Source organism: Halalkalibacter flavus (genome assembly GCF_036663575.1).
In the GTDB taxonomy this organism is placed as follows: Bacteria; Bacillota; Bacilli; order Bacillales; family Bacillaceae_D; genus Halalkalibacter; species Halalkalibacter flavus.
The window spans coordinates 1-24169 of the sequence record NZ_JAWRVK010000001.1; the positions used below are offsets into that span (position 1 = coordinate 1).

General features: G+C 37.3%; 22 protein-coding genes and 1 tRNA gene. 13 read left to right on the top strand and 10 right to left on the bottom strand.

Annotation, left to right across the window (positions count from 1 at the left end):
- Positions 1 to 81 precede the first annotated feature (81 nt).
- Positions 82 to 157: transfer RNA gene (locus SAY88_RS00005), tRNA-Ala, on the bottom strand.
- A gap of 341 nt (positions 158 to 498) precedes the next feature.
- On the opposite strand from SAY88_RS00005, the gene SAY88_RS00010 reads away from it, so the two are divergent.
- The 3 genes from SAY88_RS00010 (at position 499) to SAY88_RS00020 (ending at position 3620) form a co-directional block, all read left to right on the top strand.
- The gene (locus SAY88_RS00010; protein ID WP_332628407.1) at positions 499 to 1149 is read left to right on the top strand and encodes a GGDEF domain-containing protein; all 651 of its coding nucleotides are present in this window, start codon (positions 499 to 501) and stop codon (positions 1147 to 1149) included.
- Positions 1150 to 2142: 993 nt separating this feature from the next.
- Entirely contained in the window at positions 2143 to 3198 is a 1056-nt protein-coding gene (locus SAY88_RS00015; protein WP_332628408.1) for a hypothetical protein, read from the top strand.
- A gap of 65 nt (positions 3199 to 3263) precedes the next feature.
- Complete coding sequence (locus SAY88_RS00020; protein WP_332628409.1) at positions 3264 to 3620, top strand: MerR family transcriptional regulator; 357 nt, start codon at positions 3264 to 3266, stop codon at positions 3618 to 3620.
- Positions 3621 to 3648: 28 nt separating this feature from the next.
- On the opposite strand, the gene SAY88_RS00025 is transcribed toward SAY88_RS00020, so the two are convergent.
- The gene (locus SAY88_RS00025; protein WP_332628410.1) at positions 3649 to 3798 is read right to left on the bottom strand and encodes a hypothetical protein; all 150 of its coding nucleotides are present in this window, start codon (positions 3796 to 3798) and stop codon (positions 3649 to 3651) included.
- Positions 3799 to 4395: 597 nt separating this feature from the next.
- On the opposite strand from SAY88_RS00025, the gene SAY88_RS00030 reads away from it, so the two are divergent.
- A complete protein-coding gene (locus SAY88_RS00030; RefSeq protein WP_332628411.1) occupies positions 4396 to 6225 on the top strand; it encodes a GDSL-type esterase/lipase family protein in 1830 nt (609 codons plus the stop codon).
- Between the two features lie 111 nt (positions 6226 to 6336).
- Here SAY88_RS00030 and SAY88_RS00035 read toward each other — a convergent pair whose 3' ends face one another.
- The 8 genes from SAY88_RS00035 to SAY88_RS00070 all read right to left on the bottom strand — a co-directional run bounded on the left by SAY88_RS00035 (position 6337) and on the right by SAY88_RS00070 (position 16585).
- Positions 6337 to 7359, bottom strand: coding sequence for a hypothetical protein (locus SAY88_RS00035; protein WP_332628412.1), 1023 nt, complete (start codon positions 7357 to 7359; stop codon positions 6337 to 6339).
- Between the two features lie 391 nt (positions 7360 to 7750).
- Entirely contained in the window at positions 7751 to 8539 is a 789-nt protein-coding gene (locus tag SAY88_RS00040; protein WP_332628413.1) for an SDR family oxidoreductase, read from the bottom strand.
- A gap of 13 nt (positions 8540 to 8552) precedes the next feature.
- The gene (locus tag SAY88_RS00045; protein ID WP_332628414.1) at positions 8553 to 10526 is read right to left on the bottom strand and encodes a TRAP transporter permease; all 1974 of its coding nucleotides are present in this window, start codon (positions 10524 to 10526) and stop codon (positions 8553 to 8555) included.
- A gap of 6 nt (positions 10527 to 10532) precedes the next feature.
- Positions 10533 to 10982 carry a DUF1850 domain-containing protein gene (locus tag SAY88_RS00050; protein ID WP_332628415.1) on the bottom strand — a complete coding sequence of 150 codons (450 nt, stop codon included), beginning with the start codon at positions 10980 to 10982 and terminating at the stop codon, positions 10533 to 10535.
- 77 nt (positions 10983 to 11059) lie between these two features.
- Positions 11060 to 12076 carry a TAXI family TRAP transporter solute-binding subunit gene (locus tag SAY88_RS00055; RefSeq protein WP_332628416.1) on the bottom strand — a complete coding sequence of 339 codons (1017 nt, stop codon included), beginning with the start codon at positions 12074 to 12076 and terminating at the stop codon, positions 11060 to 11062.
- A 157-nt stretch (positions 12077 to 12233) separates the two neighbouring features.
- Complete coding sequence (locus SAY88_RS00060; RefSeq protein ID WP_332628417.1) at positions 12234 to 13586, bottom strand: sigma-54-dependent transcriptional regulator; 1353 nt, start codon at positions 13584 to 13586, stop codon at positions 12234 to 12236.
- A gap of 4 nt (positions 13587 to 13590) precedes the next feature.
- Positions 13591 to 15567 (bottom strand): transporter substrate-binding domain-containing protein, encoded by a 1977-nt coding sequence (locus SAY88_RS00065; RefSeq protein WP_332628418.1) that lies wholly within the window; start codon positions 15565 to 15567, stop codon positions 13591 to 13593.
- A gap of 406 nt (positions 15568 to 15973) precedes the next feature.
- Positions 15974 to 16585, bottom strand: coding sequence for a DUF6933 domain-containing protein (locus tag SAY88_RS00070; RefSeq protein WP_431308822.1), 612 nt, complete (start codon positions 16583 to 16585; stop codon positions 15974 to 15976).
- A gap of 273 nt (positions 16586 to 16858) precedes the next feature.
- Between SAY88_RS00070 and SAY88_RS00075 the strand changes: the two genes are divergently transcribed.
- The 9 genes from SAY88_RS00075 (at position 16859) to SAY88_RS00115 (ending at position 23946) form a co-directional block, all read left to right on the top strand.
- Entirely contained in the window at positions 16859 to 17128 is a 270-nt protein-coding gene (locus SAY88_RS00075; RefSeq protein ID WP_332628420.1) for a hypothetical protein, read from the top strand.
- A gap of 66 nt (positions 17129 to 17194) precedes the next feature.
- Positions 17195 to 18586, top strand: a complete 1392-nt coding sequence (locus tag SAY88_RS00080; RefSeq protein ID WP_332628421.1) for a hypothetical protein — start codon at positions 17195 to 17197, stop codon at positions 18584 to 18586.
- A 1-nt stretch (position 18587) separates the two neighbouring features.
- Positions 18588 to 19244 (top strand): ABC transporter ATP-binding protein, encoded by a 657-nt coding sequence (locus tag SAY88_RS00085; RefSeq protein WP_332628422.1) that lies wholly within the window; start codon positions 18588 to 18590, stop codon positions 19242 to 19244.
- Complete coding sequence (locus SAY88_RS00090) at positions 19210 to 19707, top strand: stage II sporulation protein M (RefSeq protein ID WP_332628423.1); 498 nt, start codon at positions 19210 to 19212, stop codon at positions 19705 to 19707. The genes SAY88_RS00085 and SAY88_RS00090 overlap by 35 nt, the downstream gene beginning before the upstream one ends.
- Complete coding sequence (locus SAY88_RS00095; protein ID WP_332628424.1) at positions 19679 to 20248, top strand: hypothetical protein; 570 nt, start codon at positions 19679 to 19681, stop codon at positions 20246 to 20248. The genes SAY88_RS00090 and SAY88_RS00095 overlap by 29 nt, the downstream gene beginning before the upstream one ends.
- 521 nt (positions 20249 to 20769) lie before the next feature.
- Complete coding sequence (locus SAY88_RS00100) at positions 20770 to 20985, top strand: hypothetical protein (protein ID WP_332628425.1); 216 nt, start codon at positions 20770 to 20772, stop codon at positions 20983 to 20985.
- Positions 20986 to 20994: 9 nt separating this feature from the next.
- On the top strand, positions 20995 to 22083 hold the full coding sequence (locus tag SAY88_RS00105) for an efflux RND transporter periplasmic adaptor subunit (protein ID WP_332628426.1): 1089 nt from the start codon (positions 20995 to 20997) through the stop codon (positions 22081 to 22083).
- A complete protein-coding gene (locus tag SAY88_RS00110; protein ID WP_332628427.1) occupies positions 22076 to 22756 on the top strand; it encodes an ABC transporter ATP-binding protein in 681 nt (226 codons plus the stop codon). The genes SAY88_RS00105 and SAY88_RS00110 overlap by 8 nt, the downstream gene beginning before the upstream one ends.
- Positions 22753 to 23946, top strand: a complete 1194-nt coding sequence (locus SAY88_RS00115) for an ABC transporter permease (protein WP_332628428.1) — start codon at positions 22753 to 22755, stop codon at positions 23944 to 23946. The genes SAY88_RS00110 and SAY88_RS00115 overlap by 4 nt, the downstream gene beginning before the upstream one ends.
- Positions 23947 to 24169: the final 223 nt, after the last annotated feature.

Here is a 24169-nt window from a genome sequence, read left to right on the forward strand (position 1 = left end):
CGAACCCCCGCGCGGTTTAACCCGCCTGTCGGTTTTCAAGACCGATCCCTTCAGCCGGACTTGGGTATTCCTCCGCATATTTGGTGGAGCCTAGCGGGATCGAACCGCTGACCTCCTGCGTGCAAGGCAGGCGCTCTCCCAGCTGAGCTAAGGCCCCATTTTTTTCGCTTAGGTATATAAAATTATCATAGTATTTTAATTAAAACAAGTACTTTTTTAAAATCTATTAACACAAATCTATTTTTTTATCTTCAGGCTACTATTCCTCTTTTCCTAATCACCTACTGGCCCCAAAGGTTGGAAACAACGAAGAATAACACTCTATCGACTAACTTCCCCAATACAAACACCCATAATCTTTGTATAATTGTGATAATATAACATAGCAGTAAATATAACTACTCTAATAGACTTAATTATAAATAGGGATAACAACTACACTTAGTATACTTCCCATTTATTATATATATTAGAATTGCTTAAAGGGACGGTTTATCTATGAAATTTTTCGGTAGGATTATAACAACTATCACTGTCTTACTAGTTAACGTAGTCTATATGCTTTATTACTTTTTAAGAGACGGTTTTATAAGTCCAATTGAGTATATTGGGCTGCCTCTCATACTTCTCCTTGCTTGGCACTTCGGAAAACAATATGACCGAGCGAAATTTTTATCGGAAAAAGATCCCCTTACTGAAATATATAATCGGAGATATGCTGAAGCTTTCTTTCCTAAAATTAAAGCTATGACTGATCGAAATGGTCAAAAGCTTGCCGTGTTAGTGTTAGATGTTAATAACTTCAAAACAATCAATGATCATCTTGGCCATAAAAAAGGGGATGACGTTTTAAAGATTCTTTCTCGACAATTAAAGAAAAGTGTAAGAGAAACTGACATCGTTGCTCGCTGGGGTGGAGATGAATTTATTATATTAACCACCGATATTAAAGAAATAAAAAACGTGGAAGAAATAAAAGCTAGGATACAAAAGAACCTAAAAAAGGTTTCTAATTCTCAGTTAGATCTCAGCGTTTCGATCGGGAGTGCCATTTATCCAAACCTTGGGGAAAGCCTTGATGAGTTAGTGAAAGAAGCCGACAAAAATATGTACGAAATGAAGTTGCATTTGAAACAACACACTAAATAAAAAAACAAACCTATGTCATGGATACACACCCCAATCTATTATTCTAATCACAAGAACAGCAGCCCCTCCCTCGAAAATTCAACAACTGCAGGGGCTTCTACCTGCCTAGCATCGACTGGTGAAAAATATATAATGTATAGTACATTTCTACCACCCCGACAAAACTAGTCGAATTTAAACAATGTTCAACGCCAATCCCCGTTAATTATTTGTTGCCATTTGGTTCTTTTGCCCTTATCAAACTGGTATCTCTAAAGCTTTTTAACCACAGATAGAGATGCTGATAAAGGTGAAATCCCCCTAAACTCCTTACTCCCCCTCACTTTATGTCGCACAAAAAACACTTCTCTACAACACACTTCGAGTTCATTCTCTTCCTCTATCTGTTACAGTTACAAAAAACACAGAAAGGGTGTACATGATGCACTTTAATCTTTTACTCGATGTTGTTTTAGGCAAAAGAGAAATCCTACATATTATTGAGTGTCCTGTATGCAGTCTTGAAGAGGTTTATTATAAAGACCCTGATACGAATAAACAATTAGGCAGAGCTTGTTCACATTGCAACTATGTTCAAAAATTTGATTTTGATTTCGAACCTTTAAATCATAAAAGACTAAAGCATTAAGTTTTGCTAGTTTGGTAATGGAGAACTCATTAAGTAAGCAGTTGGGGCACCCCAACTGCTTTAGTTTACTTAACTACATATTTTCTATTCTTAAAAAAACCGAAATTTAACTGTGGATATCTAATATCTTGACCGATCATCTCTTAGCTTCTGATGTGGATATCTACCGTAATGTGGAAAACCCACTGGATAAAGTCATAGTTATCCACTTTTTCTCAAAAATTGTTCCGTTTTTCCAACCTGAATTTTCAACTAATCCACAAAACGTCCCCTCACCATAGAGATTCCCAAATCCTCTATCATATCCTTCTCCCCTCCAGCATATCTATTACTAAAATAATAGAATACGTGGAGGTGCTTCATTCATGGTCCTGCTCTCAAAAAAAGAAATAGAAACGGTGATGAGCACATTAAACGAAGAGCAAATCTACTTCCTACAACATCGAACAAAGCAAAAAAAGAAGAGTCGCTGGCTGCAAACTCTAGCAAATTACAAAGGCATCGACATCAACGAAAAAATGAGTGACCAAGAGATTGAGGAGAAACTCGATGATTGGATCTTAGTCGATATCAAAGATGGAGGATATCAAAAGCGACCTCATAAATGTGATTGCGGACAAGCACTTCGCTTCCAATACATCATTCGAAATAAAGCCCAAGCCACGGTGCGCTATTTAGGAGAAAATTGTTTTGAAAACTACCTCTCCCTCCCATCTTCTGTCATTAAAGATGTCAAAAAAGGCCTGTATTCGATTGATCTTGAAAGAGATGAAATACTCGTTAAATACAAGAAGAATTTATTTTATCCTTTAGAAAAGTACATGCATTTGCCTCTTCCTCAAAATCTAATCGATCAATATGAACTAGGTCTTCCGCTATCTGATAACCAGATTCACCTAGTCGAACGGATCAGCACAAGATACGAGGAAGAAAAGAAATTAGCCTCACTATTTCAACGGCTAACGATCGATCAACAACAATTTGTATCAAAGCTAAACCAGGAAGACCGAAGAGAATTACTTCTCTCCACTCAGGACGGGTTTGCAGAAAGCTTCTTGTATATAGAAGATCTATCAGAATTCAACGAAACCTTACAACGACAAATCCAACTAAACCTCCCTCTACTCGAAAGGCAGAAGCAGACAATAGAAGAATGGAGACTCACAAAGAAAAGAGAGGCCGCCTTACACGCCTTAACACCAGAACAACAAGAATTCATCCTTTCTTTCGGAAAAGAAACACAAGCCGCCTTGCTAGATCAAATTCATAAACCGCTTTATTTTAGCTATGAAAGCATCAATAACTTACCACTAGATGACACGATAAAAAAACAAGTCGAACTAAAATTGCCTTTGTTAAAGGAACAAATTTATCAAATTCACCTAGCACAAAATAAGATAGAAATCTTACGTAAAATCTAGCAGGAATATCTTCCCTCCACTCCCTATTTCTTTTCTCCACCTACTAAATATAGTGTGTTAGAATAATGATCAGTACAATATATGATGCTTCTGACTTAATAAAAGGGGTGAAGCAGGTGTCATCATACAAAGATCAAAAAGTCATCACAATCGGGATTGTCAGTGAATTAACGGGGTTATCAGAAAGGCAAATACGCTATTACGAAGAAAGACAATTAATTTTCCCTGTTCGAACGGCTGGTAAAACTCGTAAGTATTCATTTCGTGATGTTGAGAGATTAGTAGACATTGCTAACAAGATAGAGGACGGCGTAGGGACCTTTGAAATACGCAAGGCCGAGAAAAAGAAACAAAGCAAAAAAGAAACAAGAAATCGCATGCTTCGTGGTCAGATCAATGCTGCGTTTAAAATACGGAATTAAGAGGGACAGGTTCAAACCCCTGTCCCCCCTAATCTTGCTTAGTCAAATACCCTACAACAAATTCTGCCCACACCTCATGTCCAACTTCACTCAGCCTTCTATCCTCTACATACTTCTTTAACTCCTTTTTATTATCCGGAGAAGGCCAATTTGTCCAATGGTCCGCGTAATCAAACATTCGCTGCTACTGCAATCGCCTCTAACTTGTCTTTGTACTGAACATGACCAAAAATAATTCCAAAGAAACTCACACAAATAAATCCTATGAACAATACGTTTTTCAAAAAAACACCCCTTCTAAAGTCCTCCTACTCAATTAATAAATTCCATATATTGGGATATAAAACCTTTGCGATATCAAGACTTTTTATCGTAACTTTCCGACAGCAAACATCTAAGTTTTGTCTGATTAATAGAGTTAGTAGCTGTCTACGTCGAAAGTAGGTGCCAGCAATGTGCAGATGGTTTTTAAGGGGCTTCTGTAATAAGTAGACCAGCCAAATAAAAAACTTAATAGTGTGAATGCCCTTCCCCCTCTCTTCTCAAGCCATTCCAGTCTTCATCTCCTCTATGAACGACCTTTCCTCCTCCTCCTCAGACGATTCCAGTCTTCATCTCCTCACCCCAAACCGACAAATTCTCGAAATCTTCCAACTAAAATTTCAAAAACAAACAAATTCTGACAATATTACTAATAGATAATTCTGTCTGCTTCGATTATACTATTCTAGGTTATAGTAAAAATTAAATATGTTTAGAGAGGATTGGATGTAAGTTGAAAAAGCTTTCTTCATTGTTAATTGTCATGCTTTTAGTCAGTACCTTTCTCTCATCTTTTGTTCTTGCAGATGAAAAAAACAGTGATGCCCTCAAGCTAGTTGCACTTGGTGATTCGATCACATTCGGGTCTGGTCTAGAACAAGGGGCGAAACCATTTCCTAGTTTAATAGGAGATGGAAACCTCGAAGTAACAAACTTGGGTGTTCCAGGTGCAACCTCTTCTGACCTAGTAAAAAGTTTAGGAGCCGCTTCCGAATCCTTACTGAATGCCGATGTTGTTACATTAACAATTGGCGGAAATGATTTATTACAAAATGAGATGATTGCAACAATTTTACAAACCCAAGAAATCCAAGTCCCTGAAGAACAACTTTATGCGGAAGTACACAACATTGTTACAACGTATACTCAAAATTTACAAACGATTGTAGCAGGGATCCGACAACATACAACGGCTCCAATTGTGTTGTATACGATTTATAACCCATTTGGTCCTAGTGAAGACCCATTTGCTCAAAACCTCCACATTCTAGCCGAACAAATCGTTACGTCAATGAATAGCGGAATACAAGCTGTTAGCGGGCCGTCTGGTTCACTTGTAGCTAACGCGTACGCTAGCTTTGCAAACAATCAATCTGCACTAATGGCATCTGATCGTATTCATCCAAATGCTAGCGGTCATCAAACCCTTGCTTCACTAGCCGATCAATTATTAGCTGATCTTCTTACTCCACCTGCTCCACCAGAGGAAGAAGAGGAACCCGTTGCGGAAGAACCCGTAGACGAAAAGCCTATTGAAGAGCCACCTGTTGATGAACCTAGCGTAGAAAAACCGATCCTTGTAGCACTTGGTGATTCGATTACATATGGTCTTTACCTTGAATTCGATGTGACGAAGCCTTCTACCCTCGCTTTCCCTAACTTAATAGGAAAAGGAAAACATGAAGTAATCAATCTAGGTGTTCCTGGATTAACGTCTAGTCAACTGCTAGAATTACTAAAGTCAAATCCTGACTATACTGTTGCATTAGAAAATACTGAACTCATCACAATCAATATCGGTAATAACGATTTATTGAAAGCTGCAGGAATTGCGGAGGCGATTCAAGCCGGTCAACCAATTGTCCCAACAGAAGAACTTCAACAAAAGCTAGACGAAGCTTCTGTTCAAATGGCTCATAACTTGCATGCGATCATGGAGATTTTACGTCAACAAACAGACGCACCTATCATTTTGTACAACCTTTATAATCCATTTGGGGAAAGTGAAGATGAATTTGCTCACTCCCTACATTTACTCGGGGAACAAATCATACCAGCAGTGAACAACCAGATTATTACCCCAGTTGCACTTCAGGCAGGTGCTTTTGTGGCAGATGCTTATACAGCTTTTGCAGGTAAGCAATCGACCTACATTACACATGACTTTGTGCACCCAAATGCACTAGGACATGAAGCACTAGCCGTAGCTGGAGATGCTGCCTTACGGGGTGTGGAACCAATTGAAGAGCCTGTCACGGAAGAACCCGTAGACGAAGAACCTATTAAGGAAAAACCTGTTACCGAGGAGCCCGAAAAAGAAAATCCAGTACCAGTAACTCCAATTAAAAAAGATCCAGTCAAGAAGGATCCAGTTAAAAAAGACTCGGTACAAAAGCCAGTAACTGAGAAAAAACAAGAATCCGATCCTATAGGGAAGAAACTCCCTCAGACAGCTACTTCTATGTATAACTATCTAGCAATTGGTGCCGCATTATTCATTTTAGGAGTAACTCTCCTTTTTGTTGCCCACCGTCGTCAAAAAGTAGCTGAGAATATCGTTTAATAATGAGATAGTTCCGACCGACCTATCCTACAAAAACCACCTTTTCTAACAGCAAAAGGTGGTTTTCTCATTCTTTACATGAAGTGAGAGTCATTGGAATCTAATCCCAACCTACTTTAGTCTCAACGACTCTACAATTGACTCACTACTCTCAAAAAGCAAAAACAGCGTATAATCACCAGTGTAATAAACCATCAAGTAACCACCACTATATTCATCGTCCCCTTCATAAGCTGACGGACCAAATGTTTCCCTTACTTGAGCTGGAGCCATATGTAAGGCATCCCCAGCCATTTCAATCGCCCCTATTTCTTGCTCTAGTTCGCTAGGAACAAAGTAGATACAGGGACCGTACTTAATTCCATACCCACCATCATAGAACCCTTCCCATTCAGGCGTTCCTTTTGCCGCGATAATATCGCTTCCTGTCACTCCTGACTGCAAGCTATACTCGCAGCCAGTCATAACGCCACTAGAGGTAGCAACTAAAAAGTCAGCCTCTGTTGAAGACTCGCCCTCAACCAATTCAGTCTCATCTATATCCCCAGGCTCTTCTCTTTGAATGTCCGAACCTTTTTCGTATACTCCTTCAAATGAGACTGCCATCCCATGGAACGCTAAACACCCAAAGGTTTGTTCAACGTGAATCGCATCGCCCTTTGCCGTAAAAGTAAGCACACAACTCTCCCCATCATACCAATCAGCATACTCATCGTTCACATATTTCGCAGTGTCATTATCAATTCTGGCCACCCCATTTTTTTCTCCGACATGGCCACCAGAACTTACAAAAAGGTCAAATTCCAACGTTTCATTTGATACCTTTGATATTACCAATGTACCAAATTCTGATGACCACTCTCCCTCTTGAAAATAATGTGTAGGAAGCTCTTCCTCAATGTCTTCAAGTTGCTCCACTTCCTCTATCTTATCCTCGTCCTGCACCCCCTCCGTAATCACAAGGTCCACTTCCTCTTCACTCACTTCTCCGATTTCAATTTCTTCCATTTTCTCTTTCACAACAGCCTCAACATTTCCAACAAACACGATCTCTTCCGTAGCGTTACACCCTACAAGTATAAAAATCAAAACAAAAATAACATGTACCCAGCTATTATGTAACCTCTTGATCATAATGCCCTCCACCTCCTGCGCCATGTTCATACAAGTTTGTAAAAACTAATTCACAGTGTCAAAGACCTAAACTTTAAATCATACAATCTAACATATTCACGACTGGTAAAATTATCATTTTATTTTCAATAGTTATAATATTCTATAAGAATGTATGCGCTTCCTGCATTTTATTTCTCTAGAACCTCGGACAGACTATGGAAAAGTAAGAAAGATTGTACCCAGTAATTTGACAAATTAGAGGAGTATATTTATTACTCTCACAAATAAAATTAAGGCGTAACTAAAAAGGCATGAATCCGAATCAATATCGAACTCATGCCCAGGAAGTTGCTTAATAATTCATGTCTACCTTTTTCACCTCCGTCCCCCTATGTCCCTTGCCCCGCTATTAAAAAGCCTTAGTTGCTCCGCCATCGACAACAAGTGCCTGACCTGTTACGTACGTATTCGTAAATGAACCTAGAAAGACGATTACCTTAGCAAATTCTGATGGCGTCCCGTAACGGCCAATTGGAATCACCTGCTCCATTTGCTTCTTACCTTCTTCATAACTCAAATTCAACTGTTCTGCGCGAAGTTGATCTAGCTCTGCCACTCGATCAGTTGCAATTCGACCAGGTCCAACCGTGTTAATTAATATTTGATCCGAAGCAAGTTCTTTGGATAGTGATTTTGATAATCCGACAATTCCTGTTCTAAACGTATTCGATAAAATCAATCCATCTACTGGTTCTTTAATAGAAGAAGAGGCAATGTTCACAATTCGCCCTCCTCCTTGTTTACGCATATACGGAAGCACTTCTCGAATAGCACGAACAAAACTAAGTAAGTTGAGCTCGAATGCATATTGCCACTTGTCATCATCAAACACATCAAAGCTACCAGCAGGCGGGCCACCTGCATTGTTGACCAGGACATCAACAGACCCGTGTAAAACGGCTGTTTCCTTCACAAGATTTTTTATATCCTCTGCATTCGTCACATCACAAACTTGGACATTAGGCTTGTTCCCTGTTTCTCTTTCAATCTCATTTGCGGCTAAGGTTAGTTCGTCTAAGTTTCGGCTAGCAAGCATCACTTTTGCTCCTTCTTTCGCAAATTCTAGAGCACTTGCTTTACCTAACCCTTTACTCGAAGCTATCACAAGAACTGATTTATCTTTTAACCCTAATTCCATTATTCTACCTCCATTACATCTGTATTGAATCTGATTCTATCGGTTTCTTTTTCTTTCCTTTTTGCCACTGAACCAATACAACAACCGCTATAATTGCAAAGCCTGCCAGATCTAATAGTAGATTTGGATTCATGAATAACAAGGATCCTCCAAATAATAAAAGACGTAACAACCAATTCATAGTAGTAAAAAGATACCCTTCTGCTGCTGTTCCTAACATGACAACACCCGTAACTGCCGTTATGACAACTAATCCCCCTTCTACCAAGGTAGTATCGATCAAGAGAAGAGAGTTATTGTAAACGAACATATACGGTACAATAAACCCTGCAATCGCTAGTTTCATTGATAAGAAACCGGTCTTCATTTGATCTCCACCTGATATCCCTGCAGCTGCAAATGCGGCTAAGGCAACGGGTGGTGTAATGTTTGCAAATAAACCAAAGTAGAAAACAAATAAATGTGCAACGAGTGGTTCAATTCCCAGTGTGATTAGCGCCGGTGCAGCCATCGTCGCCGTAATAATATAAGTTGGAATACTCGGTAAGCCCATCCCGAGAACGATACAGGCAATCATAGTAAACACAAGGGTTAAGAATAAGCTTTCTCCACCAAGCGTGACAATTCCATTTGCTAGCTTCAAGCCAAACCCAGTCATCGTAGCCACACCAACAACAATCCCAACACACGCACAGGCGATCGCTACCCCTACAGATGTCCTTGCCCCTTGTTCTAGTGCATTAATAATATCTCGTAAGGACATTCTTGTAGTTTTTCTTAACATGGCCACAACAACGGTAATAATAATCGTCAGTAATGCTGAATAAATAATCGTTCGTCCACTAAAGAAAAGCATATACATTAGGAACATAAGCGGGATAAGTAGATGTCCGCGCTCTTTTAACACTTCCATCACTCTTGGAAGGTTATCTTTAGAAATCCCTTTTAGCCCTTCCTTTGTCGCACGTAGATGAATCTGAACAATAATCCCTAAATAGAAAAGCAACGCCGGTAACAAAGCTGCGAGGGCGATTTGACTGTATGGAATCCCTAATGTTTCTGCCATAATGAAAGCAGCTGCCCCCATAATTGGTGGGAGAATTTGTCCCCCTACAGAGGCAGCAGCCTCTACGGCCCCAGCAAAGTTCCGACTGTAGCCAATTTTTTTCATCAATGGAATGGTAAAAGAACCCGTTGTTACTACATTGGCAACAGCGGCACCGTTAATGCTCCCAAGGAAACCGCTTGCAATAACAGATACTTTAGCAGGACCACCACGCGTTTGTCCCGCAATGGCAAGTGCCATATCATTAAAGAATTGTCCCATTCCTGACTTTGATAAAAATGCACCAAATAAAATAAAGAGGAAAATGTAGGTTGCTGAGACTCCGATGGCTGTTCCGTACACCCCTTCTGTCGTTACATACATGAAATTGACAAGTTCATCCCATGTATAGCCACGATGCCGGAAAATCCCTGATAACTCACGACCATATAATCCATATAAAAAGAATAGAACAGCCATCGTTGGCAGACCCCAGCCTGTTACACGTCGAGACGCCTCGAGGACAAGCACAACTAACATCGCCCCAAATAATAAATCGAAATGATTCGGTAAGCCGCCACGATTTACAATCCCCAAGTAATCAACAAAAATATAAACAGATGTTGAAACAGCCATTAGCGCAAAAATAACGTCATACCAAGGAAGTTTCGTTCGACTGGCCTTTTTAAACGGCGGATATAATAAGAAAATTAATGCTAAAATGGCTGCAACATGCAAGGAACGGTGCTGCAACGTTGCTGGTGTACCAAAGTAAGACGTATACATATGATAAAGCGATAAAGAGATCGCAATAATGGATACGATGATTGCAACCGTCTTGTTAGAAAAACTTCGAAAGCGTGATTCTGCATCGTACTTTTCTAACAGTTCTTTTTGTTCCTTTGTCATTTGTGGTTCATCCAAAGTTGAACGCTTTTCCATGACAGGTCACCTCTTCTCTACAAATATTTCCATTCGTTCATGGTGGGGCAGGTCTTCCGCATCAAAGACGATTGCATCATTAATCTCAAGCTCAAAATTAACATTTTGTGAATGAATCCATCGAAACACAGATAATTGCTCGTTAATATCTCGAATGACCACTTCACCATCTTCTACGGTCATGGTTCCTTTTTGATGAGGAACACCTGCACCAAATGATTGAAAGGCCGTTTCTATTAATAAAAGCTCTCCTTCATCGGTCAGTTGATAGGTTTCACGCCAAGGTGTTTTTTCTACAGAATGAATCCATTTAATTGTGAATGTATCACGAGCATTCAAATGCTCCACTTTGTTATAGACGGTTCCATCTTCTTGGCTCTGAACAATAAGGGTCAGTTGATCTGAATTCCCACAAGCCGATAACATCAAAACGATCAAAATGAACCAGCTTCTCATCTCTCAAAACCCCCGTTCATATGAAATAGAGACTGACTCATGGTAACAAACGATCATGAGTCAGTTTCTTGTATTTATTAGTCTAATGCTCCAACTTCTTTAAAGTAACGTTCTGCCCCTGGATGGAATGGAACAGGCATACCTACGTCAACAGTTTCTAAGGCAATATCTTTTGCCGCATTATGAGATCCTTGAATTTGCTCAAGGTTTTCAAACAATGTCTTCGTAATTTCATAACCAGCCTCTTCAGAGACATCATTTGAAAGTAATAATAAATTTGTAATCGCAGCTGTTGGAATGTCCTCTTCATTTCCGTAAGCTCCTGCAGGAATTAGTTCACTAGAGAAAAACGGGTAATTTTCGATCAAGTAATCCATCGCTTCTCCTTCAATTGGAAGGATTTTAGCTGTATGTGTTGTATCTAGGTCAATGACTGTAGCATTTGGAACACCACTTGTTACAAACGCTGCATCGATCATCCCGTTTTTGATTTGATCAATCGCTTCACTGTAAGATAAGTAATCTTCATCAATATCATCATAAGTCATCCCATGAGCTTCAAGAACCATACGTGCGTTTAACTCTACTCCAGAGTTAGCCGCACCAACACCAACGCTTTTTCCAGCTAAATCAGCAATACTCTCAATACCTGATTGCTCCGTTGTAACGACTTGAACAAAGTTTGGATACAGACTCGTTAATCCTCTTAAAGAGTCGATAGGCTGTTCTCCCTCAAAAGCACCGCTTCCTTCATAAGCTTGTAATACAGCATCCGCCATAGTAATGGCAAGTTCTGCTCTACCTGTATTGATAAGGTTAATATTTTCAACAGATGCACCCGTTGCTTGAACGGACGAATCAATTCCAAGTTCGTTTTCAATAATATTTGAAACGGCTCCACCGATAGGATAGTAGACTCCAGATGTACCTCCAGTCGCTACCGTTACGAATAAATCTTCTAACTCCATTTCACCCGCTTCACTTTCAACCTCAGTGCCTTCTGTCCCCTCAGCTTCAGGACTTGCAGTCTCTTCGCCACATGCCGTTAAGAAAACAAGCATTGACGCAACAAACAATGTGTAAACCTTTTTCATGACCCTTCCCCCTAATCCTTTTTATTGTTCATCTTGTTTAATGCAAATGTCATGCCAACTTTTAAAACGCAGAAATGTATCCGTTTTCAAAGAAACAGATACATTTCTGCCGCATTAAAAGCGGCAGAAATTGCCGCCCTGCAAATTTTGCCGCTTTTTATTGTTCATATTGCTTTAACTTATCTCTTAATCCTCGCTCACTTATTCCAAGCATCAGAGCTGTATTTTTCCGATGACCATTATTTTCTTCAAGCGTTGCTAAAATGAATTGTTTTTCCATTTCTTTTAAGGGAATTCCAACAAAATCTAGAATCTTACCTCCATCTTTTCTCCGAGCGGAATGGTTTGATCTTACTTGTGGAGGAAGATCTAATACTTCAATGAATTCATCATCTGCAAGCACCATCGATGATTCAATAATATTTGATAGTTCACGAATGTTGCCTGGGTAATCATAGTTCAGTAGAATACGATTGGCTTCCTTCGTTAAGCCTTGTACCTCTTTGTTCATCTCGATATTAAATTGCTTTATAAAATGTTGAATTAAAAAAGGAATGTCTTCCTTTCTTTCTCTTAAAGGGGGCAATGGTACTTTAATGACATCTAAGCGAAAATATAAATCCTCACGAAATTCACCGTTTCTTACCGCTTCTTCAAGATTTTTGTTTGTGGCAGCAATTACACGCACATCTAAGTTTACCTCTTTATTTGACCCAAGCTTTGTTACGACTTTTTCTTGTAGAACTCGCAGCAATTTTGCTTGTAAAGATAGAGGCATATCTCCAATTTCATCTAGAAAAATAGTACCCCCATTTGCAAGTTGAAATTTCCCCTCTTTACTTGAAACCGCTCCAGTAAAAGCCCCTTTATCATAACCAAATAATTCACTTTCAAGGAGCTGATCGGGAATTGCAGCACAATTAACGACTTCAAAATGTGATTTCTTGCGTTTTCCCGAGAAATGAAGTGCTCTAGCAACTAGTTCTTTACCCGTCCCACTTTCACCGACGATTAGCACATTGGAATCCACTTCTTTTACTTTGCTAATCAAATTAAAAACAGTTGCCATCGATTCACTTTTACCAATAATCCCTTCAAAGCTATATTTCTTCTCTAATTCTTGGCTTAAGAAATCGACTTGATCATTTAAGCGCTGATAATGCAGCGCTTGTTGGATGATGGAGTAAAGCTCTTCAATATTAATAGGCTTTGTTAAATAAGAATAGGCTCCTTCTTGAAGCGCTCTAACTGAAGTAGCAATCGTTCCGTAAGCCGTAATCATAATAACTTCTGTCTTTTGACTGACTTGTTTAATTTTCTTTAAGATTTCAAGACCATCTACTTGTCCAATTTTCAAATCTAACAAACATAAATCAGGTTTTTCTTCTTCTATCCACTTTAATCCTTCATGTGGTTTGGTTGTTGTCACTACATCATAGTGGTCCTCCAAAGCAAATTCCAAAGAAGAACAGATTGAAGCCTCATCATCAATCACGATAATCCGTTTCATCCTCTCACCCTCCATTCTTTTTTGAAAATGTTAACGTAATCGTCGTACCTTTCCCTTTTTTACTATTAATTTCTAACTTTCCGTCATTTTCATGGACATATTGGTTTGCTATTGCTAAGCCTAGACCGGTCCCTTTTTCTTTTGTTGTATAGAAGGGCTCTATGGCTTGTAATTGCTCGGTTTCCGTCATTCCTTCCCCTTTGTCTGAAACGTTAATGACAATATGTTCTCCCTTTGAGAATGCGTGTAAGTTTAACACCACATCTCTCAATTCAGCTTCAGTACTCATTGCGTCTAAGCTATTAATAATGAGGTTAATAATCACTTGCTTCAATTGATTGGAATCGGCTTCAATCCAGAGCTCGTCTTCTGTCTCACACTGTAGTGAGATCCCCTTATTTAAAGCCGTACGCTCAAATAAAATCGTACATTCTTTCAAAATTAAAGAAATATCGATCAATTCTTTATTCAATTGTTTAGGCTTCGCATAATCAATTAACCCTTCAATCAATTGATTAACTCGTTCAATCTCCTGCGGAACATAGGTCGAAATTTCTTTTTGAAAACGTTCATTGTTATATTTGCGTGGGATTAGTTCCGCAAATGTCTTAATCGATGTGAGTGGATTTCGAATTTCGTGCGCAATTCCAGCAACCACTCTACTTAGAGCCTGGTTTTTTTCCTGTTCAAAAATTTGCAGACGAAGCTTTCTTTCTTCTGTTATATCTTCAAATGTAACAATGAGTCCATTCAAGCGCTTTTCAAAATCATATAAAGGATAAACATAGTAACGTAAATAATAAGTAGAGTGTTCATCTCGCTCCCAGACGGCTTCTTCACCTAAGAATGAATTTTTCGTTTGAAACACTTGAATAAAACGGTCCTGTAACAGTTTTTTCAACAACAGGACTTGTTCGTAATGGAGACCGACCACTTGCCCTAATTCGCCTGATATTTCTACAGCTTTCGTATTAAAGGACGTGATCATCCCATCTTGATTGACCGTAGCAATCCCACGTGGACTGCTATTTAATATTTGTTTCTGGAATTCATCACTGTTTTTCATTTGTTCTATTTTTTCTTGAAGCTTGCTATTCATTTGGTTTAAGACATCTGTTTTCTTTGCTACTTCCCCTTGTAATTGCCTGTTCCAACGAATCCCAATAAAGAAAACGACAATAGCTAACAAAAGCAAAGACCCTATGATTTGAATAACCATCCAGAGGCGGTCCGTTAAATCATTCCTATTTTCAAACCATTTCTCATATAACGTACTGTAGGTACCATCACTTTTCATCTCACGAATCGCACTATTTAATTGACTGAGTAGTGGATAATTCTCTTTTTGAACAGCCATTGTATAATCAATAGGGAGTAAATAACTACCGACAATTTTATAATCATCCTCTCTCCCAGTTTCCTCTAATACATATTGAGCTGTGGTCACATTTCCTACAAAGGCATTGGCCCGACCATTAAATAGTAATTCGAGTGCTGTAACCTGATTGCTTGCGACATGATACTGAACATTACGAATATTACGTAGAAACTCATACTCAAGCGTATCGCTTTGAAGAGCAATCACAGCATTTGGTAACTGAGCTAACCCTTCAATGTCTTTATCTTCTTCACGAACAACTAATCCAATCGATGTCCCTAAAATCGAATCAGAAAAATCCATGATGTTAGCATGCTTTTCACTAAAGTAGGCACTTAATAAAATATCAATCTGCTGATCTTGAAGCTTCACAATCGCTTCTTTTTGCGGGACCGGAACATAGGTAATCTCCGCTCCTATTCGTAACGCAACCTCTTCCATGAGGTCGACCGCAAACCCAACAGGCTCTCCATCTTGACTAAAATGGAGAGGAGGAAAGTTAGGATCATAACCAACAACAAAAATAGTTTCTTCCTCAGCTTGCACAATGGTTCCTTGAAGAGCTAATAAAATAAACATTGCAAGAACAAATAATTTCTTCATAGTGTATCCCCTTAAGGGACGGGGGGACAGAGGGCATTGAAAAAGGTAAAAATCGACCTTTTTCAGTGTCCTCGGACAGGTTCCTCGTCCCATGTCCCTTCTATCAAACATGAATTAGATGTGGATATCTACATATTAACACGAATAATCTCATCGGCCAGTTGTGTATATCTCATAAAAGGTGGATAACCCTCTGTATAAATAGAGAGTTATCCACCTTTTTGGTAGTAAAATGTTATTTTTAAATCGAGGGACTTTTCCCAATAACCCCTTTTTCACCACTGGGACGTAGGGACAGGTTCAGCGTCCCAGTTGTTAGTTGTGTCTAATTTTTTCGGTTCAGTTCAAACCTCCCCCGTCCCTCCGCATCCAAGGTACCCACCTTACATAGAAGCGCCTCATGCAGTTAGGGAAATGTTATTTGTTTTGGAACGGCGATTCTACGCCACACTTCATGGTTTTCCAATTCCAATCGGACATGGAGAACCACTGCATCCTTCTGAAAGATTGCCTCACCAATCCATTCTTCCAAATCACGATACAACGCTTCGTTCGGTCGAATATATTCATTTTTCCCCTTGCCAACGATGAAACGGCTAGCATCCTTGCTGACAGCAGGTTGCGAAAGAGTCTCAGTATCTAGGAATCTTTCATAAAAATAGGCATGGTCGCAAGCTTTATTTAATCTAACAACAGACGTCCGATCCTTTGTCGAAGTAAAGGTGAATTCTTTTGCCTGAGAAACAAACTCCTCAATTACCTCTTTTCTAATATTCTCTTCGCGTAGCGTGTCACGAATAGCCTGCAACATCACTTCATTAATCTTTTTAAAATCCTTTGTTTTTAACCCATGAAGGATGATGACATACCGGCTACTATCATTCATGAGTACAAGGGTCTTTCTCCGAGCAACGGTTAATAGATTGGCATGCCAAGAGAACAACGGCTGTTCCTCTGTAGGTGGAGCTGGCTTGATTTTCAACTCATTGAATAGCTTCTTTGTACATTGACGCTCTATTAATCAAACTATTAACTCTTTTTAAGAATGCTACATATCAAAAGGTTAGTTACCTTTTGTATGAGAATTTAGTATCTAAGCTCTATTTATAAATGGTATATATTACCTAAAAACGTAGAAGCTGCTAATGAAGTTATTTAGGTATAAATAATTAATTATATGTATCATCTATTGAACGTAATAGTATTATATGTCCAAATATGGCAAAAAAAGTATAAAACCTATAAAGAGTATGGTATAAAATTCAATATGCTAAAAAGGAGGTGGTAACTAATGAACAATTTAAATTTACGTAAAAGCTTGATTGTTTTTTCATTATTTAGTGCTACTATTCTATTATTTGGATTAGGTGCATTCCAAGCAATTAAAGTACTAGGTCTTACTAGTAGTGTCGCAACAGTTTTATACTGGGCATTATGGGGTGGTACAGTTGCTCTATCAGTAGCTGCAATTGTATCAAGTTTTGGTATTGGTACTGTTGCTGCCGGGGCAGCTATTCGTGCTTTCGGTCGTTATGGCTTTAAAGGATTTGTAAATTGGTAATAATATTTGCTAAAATTTACTAACCGCCATTTTTATGGTGGTTAGTATTATAAGGTGACAAAACGAATGAAAATCATATCCCTACTCTATGTAATTATGAACGATTATAGACAGAGCAATGAAAATTTAAAATATAATATCAGTAGGTTCTCTCCTAGTTTGTGTAAATTCACAAACTTTTTCATTATTTCTATTGCAGGCTTTAATTTTATTTTTCTTTTCTTCCTAATCAATATTGATCTTAGCAAAATTCCTTTTATACATAACTTAGGTTATTTACCATTATATATAATTTATCTTATCTCTACTAATATATTGGTAAATAATATATTTAATAATACTAGTCTTGCATATAAAACATACCATTACGTTTTATATAATTTTCATTTGATTATTTCTAATAGGTTAGCGATCTACGCTCTTTTAATGATCCAGATATTATTTATGAAAATTATGTTCAATAGTCCCTTTTTTTTGCCTACAATTATAAGCGGATTACTTATAACTGTGTTAGTTTATTATCTTGATTATGTAAATAAATTACAAAATTTTAAAAGGCAAATGATCGTTATTAATAGCATACTTTCATTAATAGTCTTGTTAATACTAGCAATTGATAATCATTTATTTGCTATTGAATTACAGTCTTTTAAAGAAGCTCTTATAAATATTTCTATACTTTTTACAGTGTGTCTCTTTATGGAGTTATGTAAATCTATTTACAGAAAACAAAGAGAAAAGAATATACATATATTAATCAAAAATAAATTATTAGTATTACCTCATTCATATTTATTGCTTATTTGTTTATCACTATTGTTGTTATTAAAAGATAATGAATTTTTACAAATGATTCATGTTGAATTGGTTTTTCTTATTTTCTTCCTAAATCTATTTGCTCTGAAGCATAGAGTATTTATTTATTTTAGTTTTGAAAGTTTACGCCAGTTTTTGTTCTATTTAAAAAATATTAATTATAATTTTAAGAGCCTATTGCTTGGTAATATAAGAATGTTTTTATTTATAATCTCTCCTCATTTCATAGTGTGCATAACCTATTTTATCTTAACTGATAAGTTTACGGTTATCTCATTATTTATAGCGGTCATTATTTTTGATGTGATTGTTGGTTTATTGCTAACTTTAATTTATCCAACGAACATGCTTATTAAAGATAAGATTAAATTAGTTCAAAATTCTTATATTCATAAATCAACTTCATTAATTGTTGGTATAGTAATAACGTTTATTATTCAAAAAATCATACACAATTATGGGGGTATTAATTTGTTATTTAATTTAGAAATTAGTACTTCTATGCAAATGACATTATTGTACTTAATAATAGGTTTTTTGCTATTCACTGTTTTAATATCAGTGTATTTAATATTTATTTGGAGTAATGGTTTTTTGGAGAAACTTTCAATGGATAATTTCAAAGTCGAAGAGAGGGAGTAAATTGTTTGTAGTTGAAAATTTATCTTATAAAGCGAATAACAAATTAATCTTAAAAAATATCAATTTCGAATTAAAGGAAAACTCGATAACAAGTATAGTCGGTCCAAACGGTGCTGGCAAAACGACTTTAATTGAAGTAATGGCAGGTGTAAAAGGGAAATTAACTGGAACTACTAGGAAGTATAGAGTTGTTTATATTAATCCTGACATGCTAATACTTAACTTTTTAACTGCTAAAGAATACATAGATATGATCATTAATTTAAATAATGTAGAAAAAGCCGAATATGAAGAGTCATTTAGCATTTTTGAATCACTGCATATAAATGACTTTTGGGATACACGCATTGAATTTTTATCATTAGGCCAGAAACAAAAGTTAATGTTATTAGTTGGTGTATTATCTAAACCCGATATTCTATTATTCGATGAGCCATTTAATGCGTTAGATATTAATGCATATCATCAGGCAATTAAAATTTTCAGTCTGTTTAAAGAAAAATTTAGTATATTCTTTTCAACTCATGAGTTAGATGGTTTGTCAGAAGTTTGCGATAAAATAATTTACATACAAAATGGGGCGATAAAAAAGCAGTTAACAAAAGAAAATGGTGATTTAAAGGATGATAATGAATTTATACAATTATTTAGGGGTTAATCATAAACAACTGTTCTTTGATATATCCCTTTTAACTTTATTGATCGTGGCTGGATATTTGTTATCAGGTACTTTGATAATAGCTAATGGCGAAGAGATAGTAAATCAGGAAGAGTTGAGTATATTAGGAATTTTTTATAATAATATTAAAATTTCATTTTTCAGCATAGTTGGAACTATTATTTTTGGGTATTTCATATTGTTAGTAAATGGAATAATTCTTGGAATGGCCATCCAAACAGCAACCAATATTTATTCTATCCAAGAATTATTTGTTTTACTAGGGTTTCATGGTCCTATAGAAATAGTAGGATGGTTGTTAACTTTACAAATAAGTATGAAAATAACAAAGCGAATTCTTGATAAGAATAGCAAATTTCCTAGTAGAACATTAGTTTCTGTTACCATTCTTTTATATTTAGTTGGGGCTGTAATTGAATCAATTATATCAAGGGGTGTTTAATATAGAAAAGAAAAAAACGGTAATATTGAGTACAATGAGCTTGGTTTTATTATACTGTATCGGTAGTTTTATAGTGATACAAGCAGCACTATTTGAAAGCATGAAAGATTTTGAGGAAGAAATAATAATAGCAAACCCTGATAGGTTTAATTTTATTATTAGTATATTTGCAGTGGCTATATCCGCTTTGGGTGTTTTTTTTCAATCATGTTTGTATAAAGTCTTCTTAACTTTTTTTCAATTGGAGCGATCAATAACGTTTACAAAAAACTTCAAATTTTTATTAATAGCGTCTCTACCTTTTATTATGACATCGTTATTTCTGTATATAGCCATGAATGATGATTTATTATTAGTTATGACAAATATTATTTTTATATTCGTAAATATTTTCATAACTAATATAATATACATCATGCTTGTTAAATTCGAGTTAAATCTCCCATCAAAACATGCAGCAATAATTGGAATGATAATTATTGTATTTAACGTTTTTCTTATTGCAATTGGAATTATTATTTCTCCATTTTCTTTAAGTTAAGATAGTTTTAATAGCCACGGAATTTATTTTCTAGATTCTAGATATACCTGGAGTTTTAAAGTTGCGTGAATAGGTCAATATAAATTAATATTTTGGAGGCTAGTTCATAATGAATTTTCTGAAATTGCTTTTATTTTTTTTAACATTAGTATCTTTTTGTCTTTTGATTTGGGCGGGGTTTACAAATAGAACTGGTATTTTTCCTTATCTATTAACCATAATGCTAGTACTAGCAATTAGCAATCTAATACTTAGCAAAAAGGTAGAAAAGCAGTAAACTAGGGTATTGTAAATATATTACTATTACCTTTTAGAGAAACGATAGCATGTTTATCTATTTGTATGCTTCTGAAACATAACGCAATGGATCTACATTGATTAAAGAATTCGGGGGTGTCTCAAAAGGTCAAAAATAGACCTTTTTAGACACCCCCCTCTTATTTCAATGTATTGTCAATAATATTATCGAACTTTATCAAATCGAACAGAAATCATACATTACTTATTAGGAGGAAGTTGAAATGTCTGAAGTACTACAAGAACGTCATGAAACAAGCCCTAGGAAGAAAAAACCATTCATTTTTAAAATGAGTAAGAACCCTTGGTCTATGATTCTTACTGCTCTTGGTTTACGTATCGTAGCTTTACTAAAACCAGCTACAGCATCGGTCGTCACCCTTGTCATTTTTAATGGAGGAGCGGCAATTGGATTTGTTTCTGCTTCTACAGGGATGTAGGTGAACGTAATGAATAAGAAAGTCTGGATTGGGGTAGCCATTATCGTACCTATTATTCTATTTTCAACAATTAGTATCATCCTGTCTCAATCTAATCAAACGATGGTAGTCGATGTTGTGCAACCACAAATGGGGATGATTAATGACGAGATTATGGTACCAGGTGAAATGGATTTAGCTGTCATTGACCATGTCATGTTACAGGCGAATGAGGCGTATACCGTATTGGTTGAAGAAGGGGACTTGGTTGAGGAAGGGACTCCCCTCGTCGAGTATGATGGCGCTGATCTCGTATTTCAAAAAGAACAGCTTGCTATTCAAATTGAAGGGGGTTATCTTCGCATAAATCAACTCAACAAGCAAGAAGAACATTTAGAAGAACAACAAAAGACATTAGAGAAAGACATTGGTAAAGAAGAAGCAAGAGACCATTTTCGAGCGGAACGAGAGCAACTTCAATATGAGAAGAGATTAGCTAATTTAGATTTAAGGCAACTCCTCGCCCAAAAAGAACAGCTTGAAAAACGTGAGGAAGATTTAATTGAGAGGAGCACCATAGCTGGAACCGTGATAGTAATAAAAGAGGATCAGGATGGTGTCATTACAATTGCTGATCCCACTTCTTTTATCGTGAAAGGCTTTCTTTCCGAATATGATTCGCTAGAAATAATGGTTGGCCAGAAAGTTGACGTTGTTTCTGATGCTATTATTGACCATTCATGGAAGGGAGAAGTAGAGAGTATTAATTATTTTCCTTCTGAAACGGAAGTTGCAGGATCAGGAATTAACTATCCATTTACCGTTCGGCTAAATGACGGAGATCTGAGTGTTCTGCGTCCCGGGTATCAAGTCATTTTAAACATCGTAACGCAGGAACGTCAGGCTTTAACCATTCCGTATAGTTCAGTTATTCAGGAAAATGAAGAGCCCTATGTTTTTGTAATAATAGATGGGGTGGCCATTCAACGTGAAGTAGAACTTGGGGTGGCGACGGATGGTCGTTTTGAGATTCGTTCGGGATTGCAACAGTCCGATCGAATTGTCACTGATATTCCTAGTGGATTGCGAAATGGAACGGAAGTGATAATCAATGATTAACCTAGAAGGCATTTGTAAATCGTACCGTGTTGGAACGAGTGATGTCACCATTTTAAAAGATATTGATTTAGTGATTAACCAAGGCGATTTTCTAGCGATTATGGGGCCTTCTGGTTCTGGAAAATCAACGTTAATGAACATAATAGGTTGTTTAGATCATCCTAGCTCAGGCTGTTATTTTTTAAATGGAGAAGATGTGTCCACTTACGATGAGCCAGGGTTAGCGAAAGTAAGAAATCGACAAATCGGCTTTGTCTTTCAACAGTTTCATCTCTTACCTAGATTAACGGCAAAAAAGAATGTTGAATTGCCTATGATCTATGCAGGAATACAGATTAAAGAGCGTGAGGCAAGGGCAGAGTTAGCATTAGAGCGAGTTGGCTTGAAAGAACGAATGGACTATTTACCAAACTCGTTGTCTGGTGGACAGAAGCAACGTGTAGCAATTGCCCGTGCCCTCGTTAATGAACCTTCTATCATTCTAGCGGATGAACCGACTGGAGCTCTCGATACAAAAACAAGTGAGATGATCATGGGATTACTAACTGATTTAAATGAATCCGGCACAACGATTGCTCTTGTTACTCATGAGACGGAAGTTGCCAAATATACAAAACGGATCATCTTTGTTCGCGACGGGAAATTGGTTCAGGAGGAAGGGCCAACTTTATGAGTATAAAAGAAAATATTATCATGGCCATTAGTTCAATTAAGGCTCATAAAATTCGCTCATCACTTACGATGCTCGGAATCATTATTGGGGTAGCTGCCGTTATTATTGTCGTGGCAATTGGTCAGGGTGGAGAGGAAATGTTAAAATCAACGATCGCAGGCGAAGGAAATACGTCTGAGATTTTTTATATGCCATCTGATAAGGAAATTCAATCCAACCCAAATATATGGAACGAGCCAGCGTTTACGATCGAGGACATCCGTAATCTAGAACAGATACAGCAGGTTGAGAATGTCGTAGCAACAAGTTATGAATATAGCACAGTCCGTTTCCAAACAGAATCGTTTGAGGTGTCTGTAAATGGAATTAATGAATCCTACATTGATGTTCACCGTCTTCAAGTCGCAGAAGGTGTCTCGTTAAGACCAACTGATTTTATTGGAGGTCGGAGGGTTGCCTTACTTTCTTACTCTCTTGCCGAAGAACTTTTTCCGGAACAGTCCGCTGTCGGGGAAATTATCCGTATTGATGCCCAGCCAATCGAGGTTATTGGTGTGCTTGAACCTCCTTCTGGCTTATTTACGTTAGGAATACAAGAAGTATATATCCCGTGGGAAACATGGAGAAGTATTTACAGTAAGAGTTATTTTAATCAAGTAAGCATCCAGTCTTCTTCCCTTGAAGAGTTACAAAAGGCTGGGGAGGAAGCCGTGCGCTTATTAAATGTAAAACACAACACAGAAAATGCCTATCAAGTCATGAATATGGAGGAAATCGCTGAAGGAATCGGCCAAATTACTAGGATTATGACGATGATTATTGGCTTAATTGCAGGGATATCACTATTTGTTGGGGGAATTGGTGTTATGAATATTATGCTCGTATCTGTCACCGAGCGAACCAGGGAAATTGGGATTCGTAAATCATTAGGTGCGACACGGCAGCAAATTCTCACACAATTTTTAATTGAATCGGTGATATTAACATTAATAGGAGGAGTGATTGGGATTTTTCTTGGTGCAGGGATTTCGATGCTCATTTCCTTTTTCGCAGGCTTACCTTCACTTCTATCTATACCAGTTATCGTCGGTGCTGTTCTATTTTCAATAGTATTGGGGGTGCTTTTTGGGTTGCTTCCAGCAAACAAAGCTGCAAGATTGAATCCGGTTGAAGCAATACGTTATGAATAGTGGACGGAGCGACGGGGGGCAGTTCAGTTCCTCGTCCCATTTCTCTTCTGTAGAACATGAATTAGATGTGGATATCTACATATTGACTGTAATAATTTCATACGCCAGCTGTGTAAATCTCATCAAAGGTGGATAACCCTCTGTATAAACAGGAGGTTATCCACCTTTTTTGTAACGTGTTTTTTAGACTTCCTTCGTATATATCTAAACAATATTACAGCAT

Coding starts and splice junctions, on each gene's coding strand:
- SAY88_RS00010 (WP_332628407.1), top strand. CDS start 499: ATGAAATTTTTCGGTAGGATTATAACAACTATCACTGTCTTACTAGTT.
- SAY88_RS00015 (WP_332628408.1), top strand. CDS start 2,143: ATGGTCCTGCTCTCAAAAAAAGAAATAGAAACGGTGATGAGCACATTA.
- SAY88_RS00020 (WP_332628409.1), top strand. CDS start 3,264: ATGATCAGTACAATATATGATGCTTCTGACTTAATAAAAGGGGTGAAG.
- SAY88_RS00025 (WP_332628410.1), bottom strand. CDS start 3,798: ATGTTTGATTACGCGGACCATTGGACAAATTGGCCTTCTCCGGATAAT.
- SAY88_RS00035 (WP_332628412.1), bottom strand. CDS start 7,359: ATGATCAAGAGGTTACATAATAGCTGGGTACATGTTATTTTTGTTTTG.
- SAY88_RS00040 (WP_332628413.1), bottom strand. CDS start 8,539: ATGGAATTAGGGTTAAAAGATAAATCAGTTCTTGTGATAGCTTCGAGT.
- SAY88_RS00045 (WP_332628414.1), bottom strand. CDS start 10,526: ATGGAAAAGCGTTCAACTTTGGATGAACCACAAATGACAAAGGAACAA.
- SAY88_RS00050 (WP_332628415.1), bottom strand. CDS start 10,982: ATGAGAAGCTGGTTCATTTTGATCGTTTTGATGTTATCGGCTTGTGGG.
- SAY88_RS00055 (WP_332628416.1), bottom strand. CDS start 12,076: ATGAAAAAGGTTTACACATTGTTTGTTGCGTCAATGCTTGTTTTCTTA.
- SAY88_RS00060 (WP_332628417.1), bottom strand. CDS start 13,586: ATGAAACGGATTATCGTGATTGATGATGAGGCTTCAATCTGTTCTTCT.
- SAY88_RS00065 (WP_332628418.1), bottom strand. CDS start 15,567: ATGAAGAAATTATTTGTTCTTGCAATGTTTATTTTATTAGCTCTTCAA.
- SAY88_RS00075 (WP_332628420.1), top strand. CDS start 16,859: ATGAACAATTTAAATTTACGTAAAAGCTTGATTGTTTTTTCATTATTT.
- SAY88_RS00080 (WP_332628421.1), top strand. CDS start 17,195: ATGAAAATCATATCCCTACTCTATGTAATTATGAACGATTATAGACAG.
- SAY88_RS00090 (WP_332628423.1), top strand. CDS start 19,210: ATGATAATGAATTTATACAATTATTTAGGGGTTAATCATAAACAACTG.
- SAY88_RS00100 (WP_332628425.1), top strand. CDS start 20,770: ATGTCTGAAGTACTACAAGAACGTCATGAAACAAGCCCTAGGAAGAAA.
- SAY88_RS00105 (WP_332628426.1), top strand. CDS start 20,995: ATGAATAAGAAAGTCTGGATTGGGGTAGCCATTATCGTACCTATTATT.
- SAY88_RS00110 (WP_332628427.1), top strand. CDS start 22,076: ATGATTAACCTAGAAGGCATTTGTAAATCGTACCGTGTTGGAACGAGT.
- SAY88_RS00115 (WP_332628428.1), top strand. CDS start 22,753: ATGAGTATAAAAGAAAATATTATCATGGCCATTAGTTCAATTAAGGCT.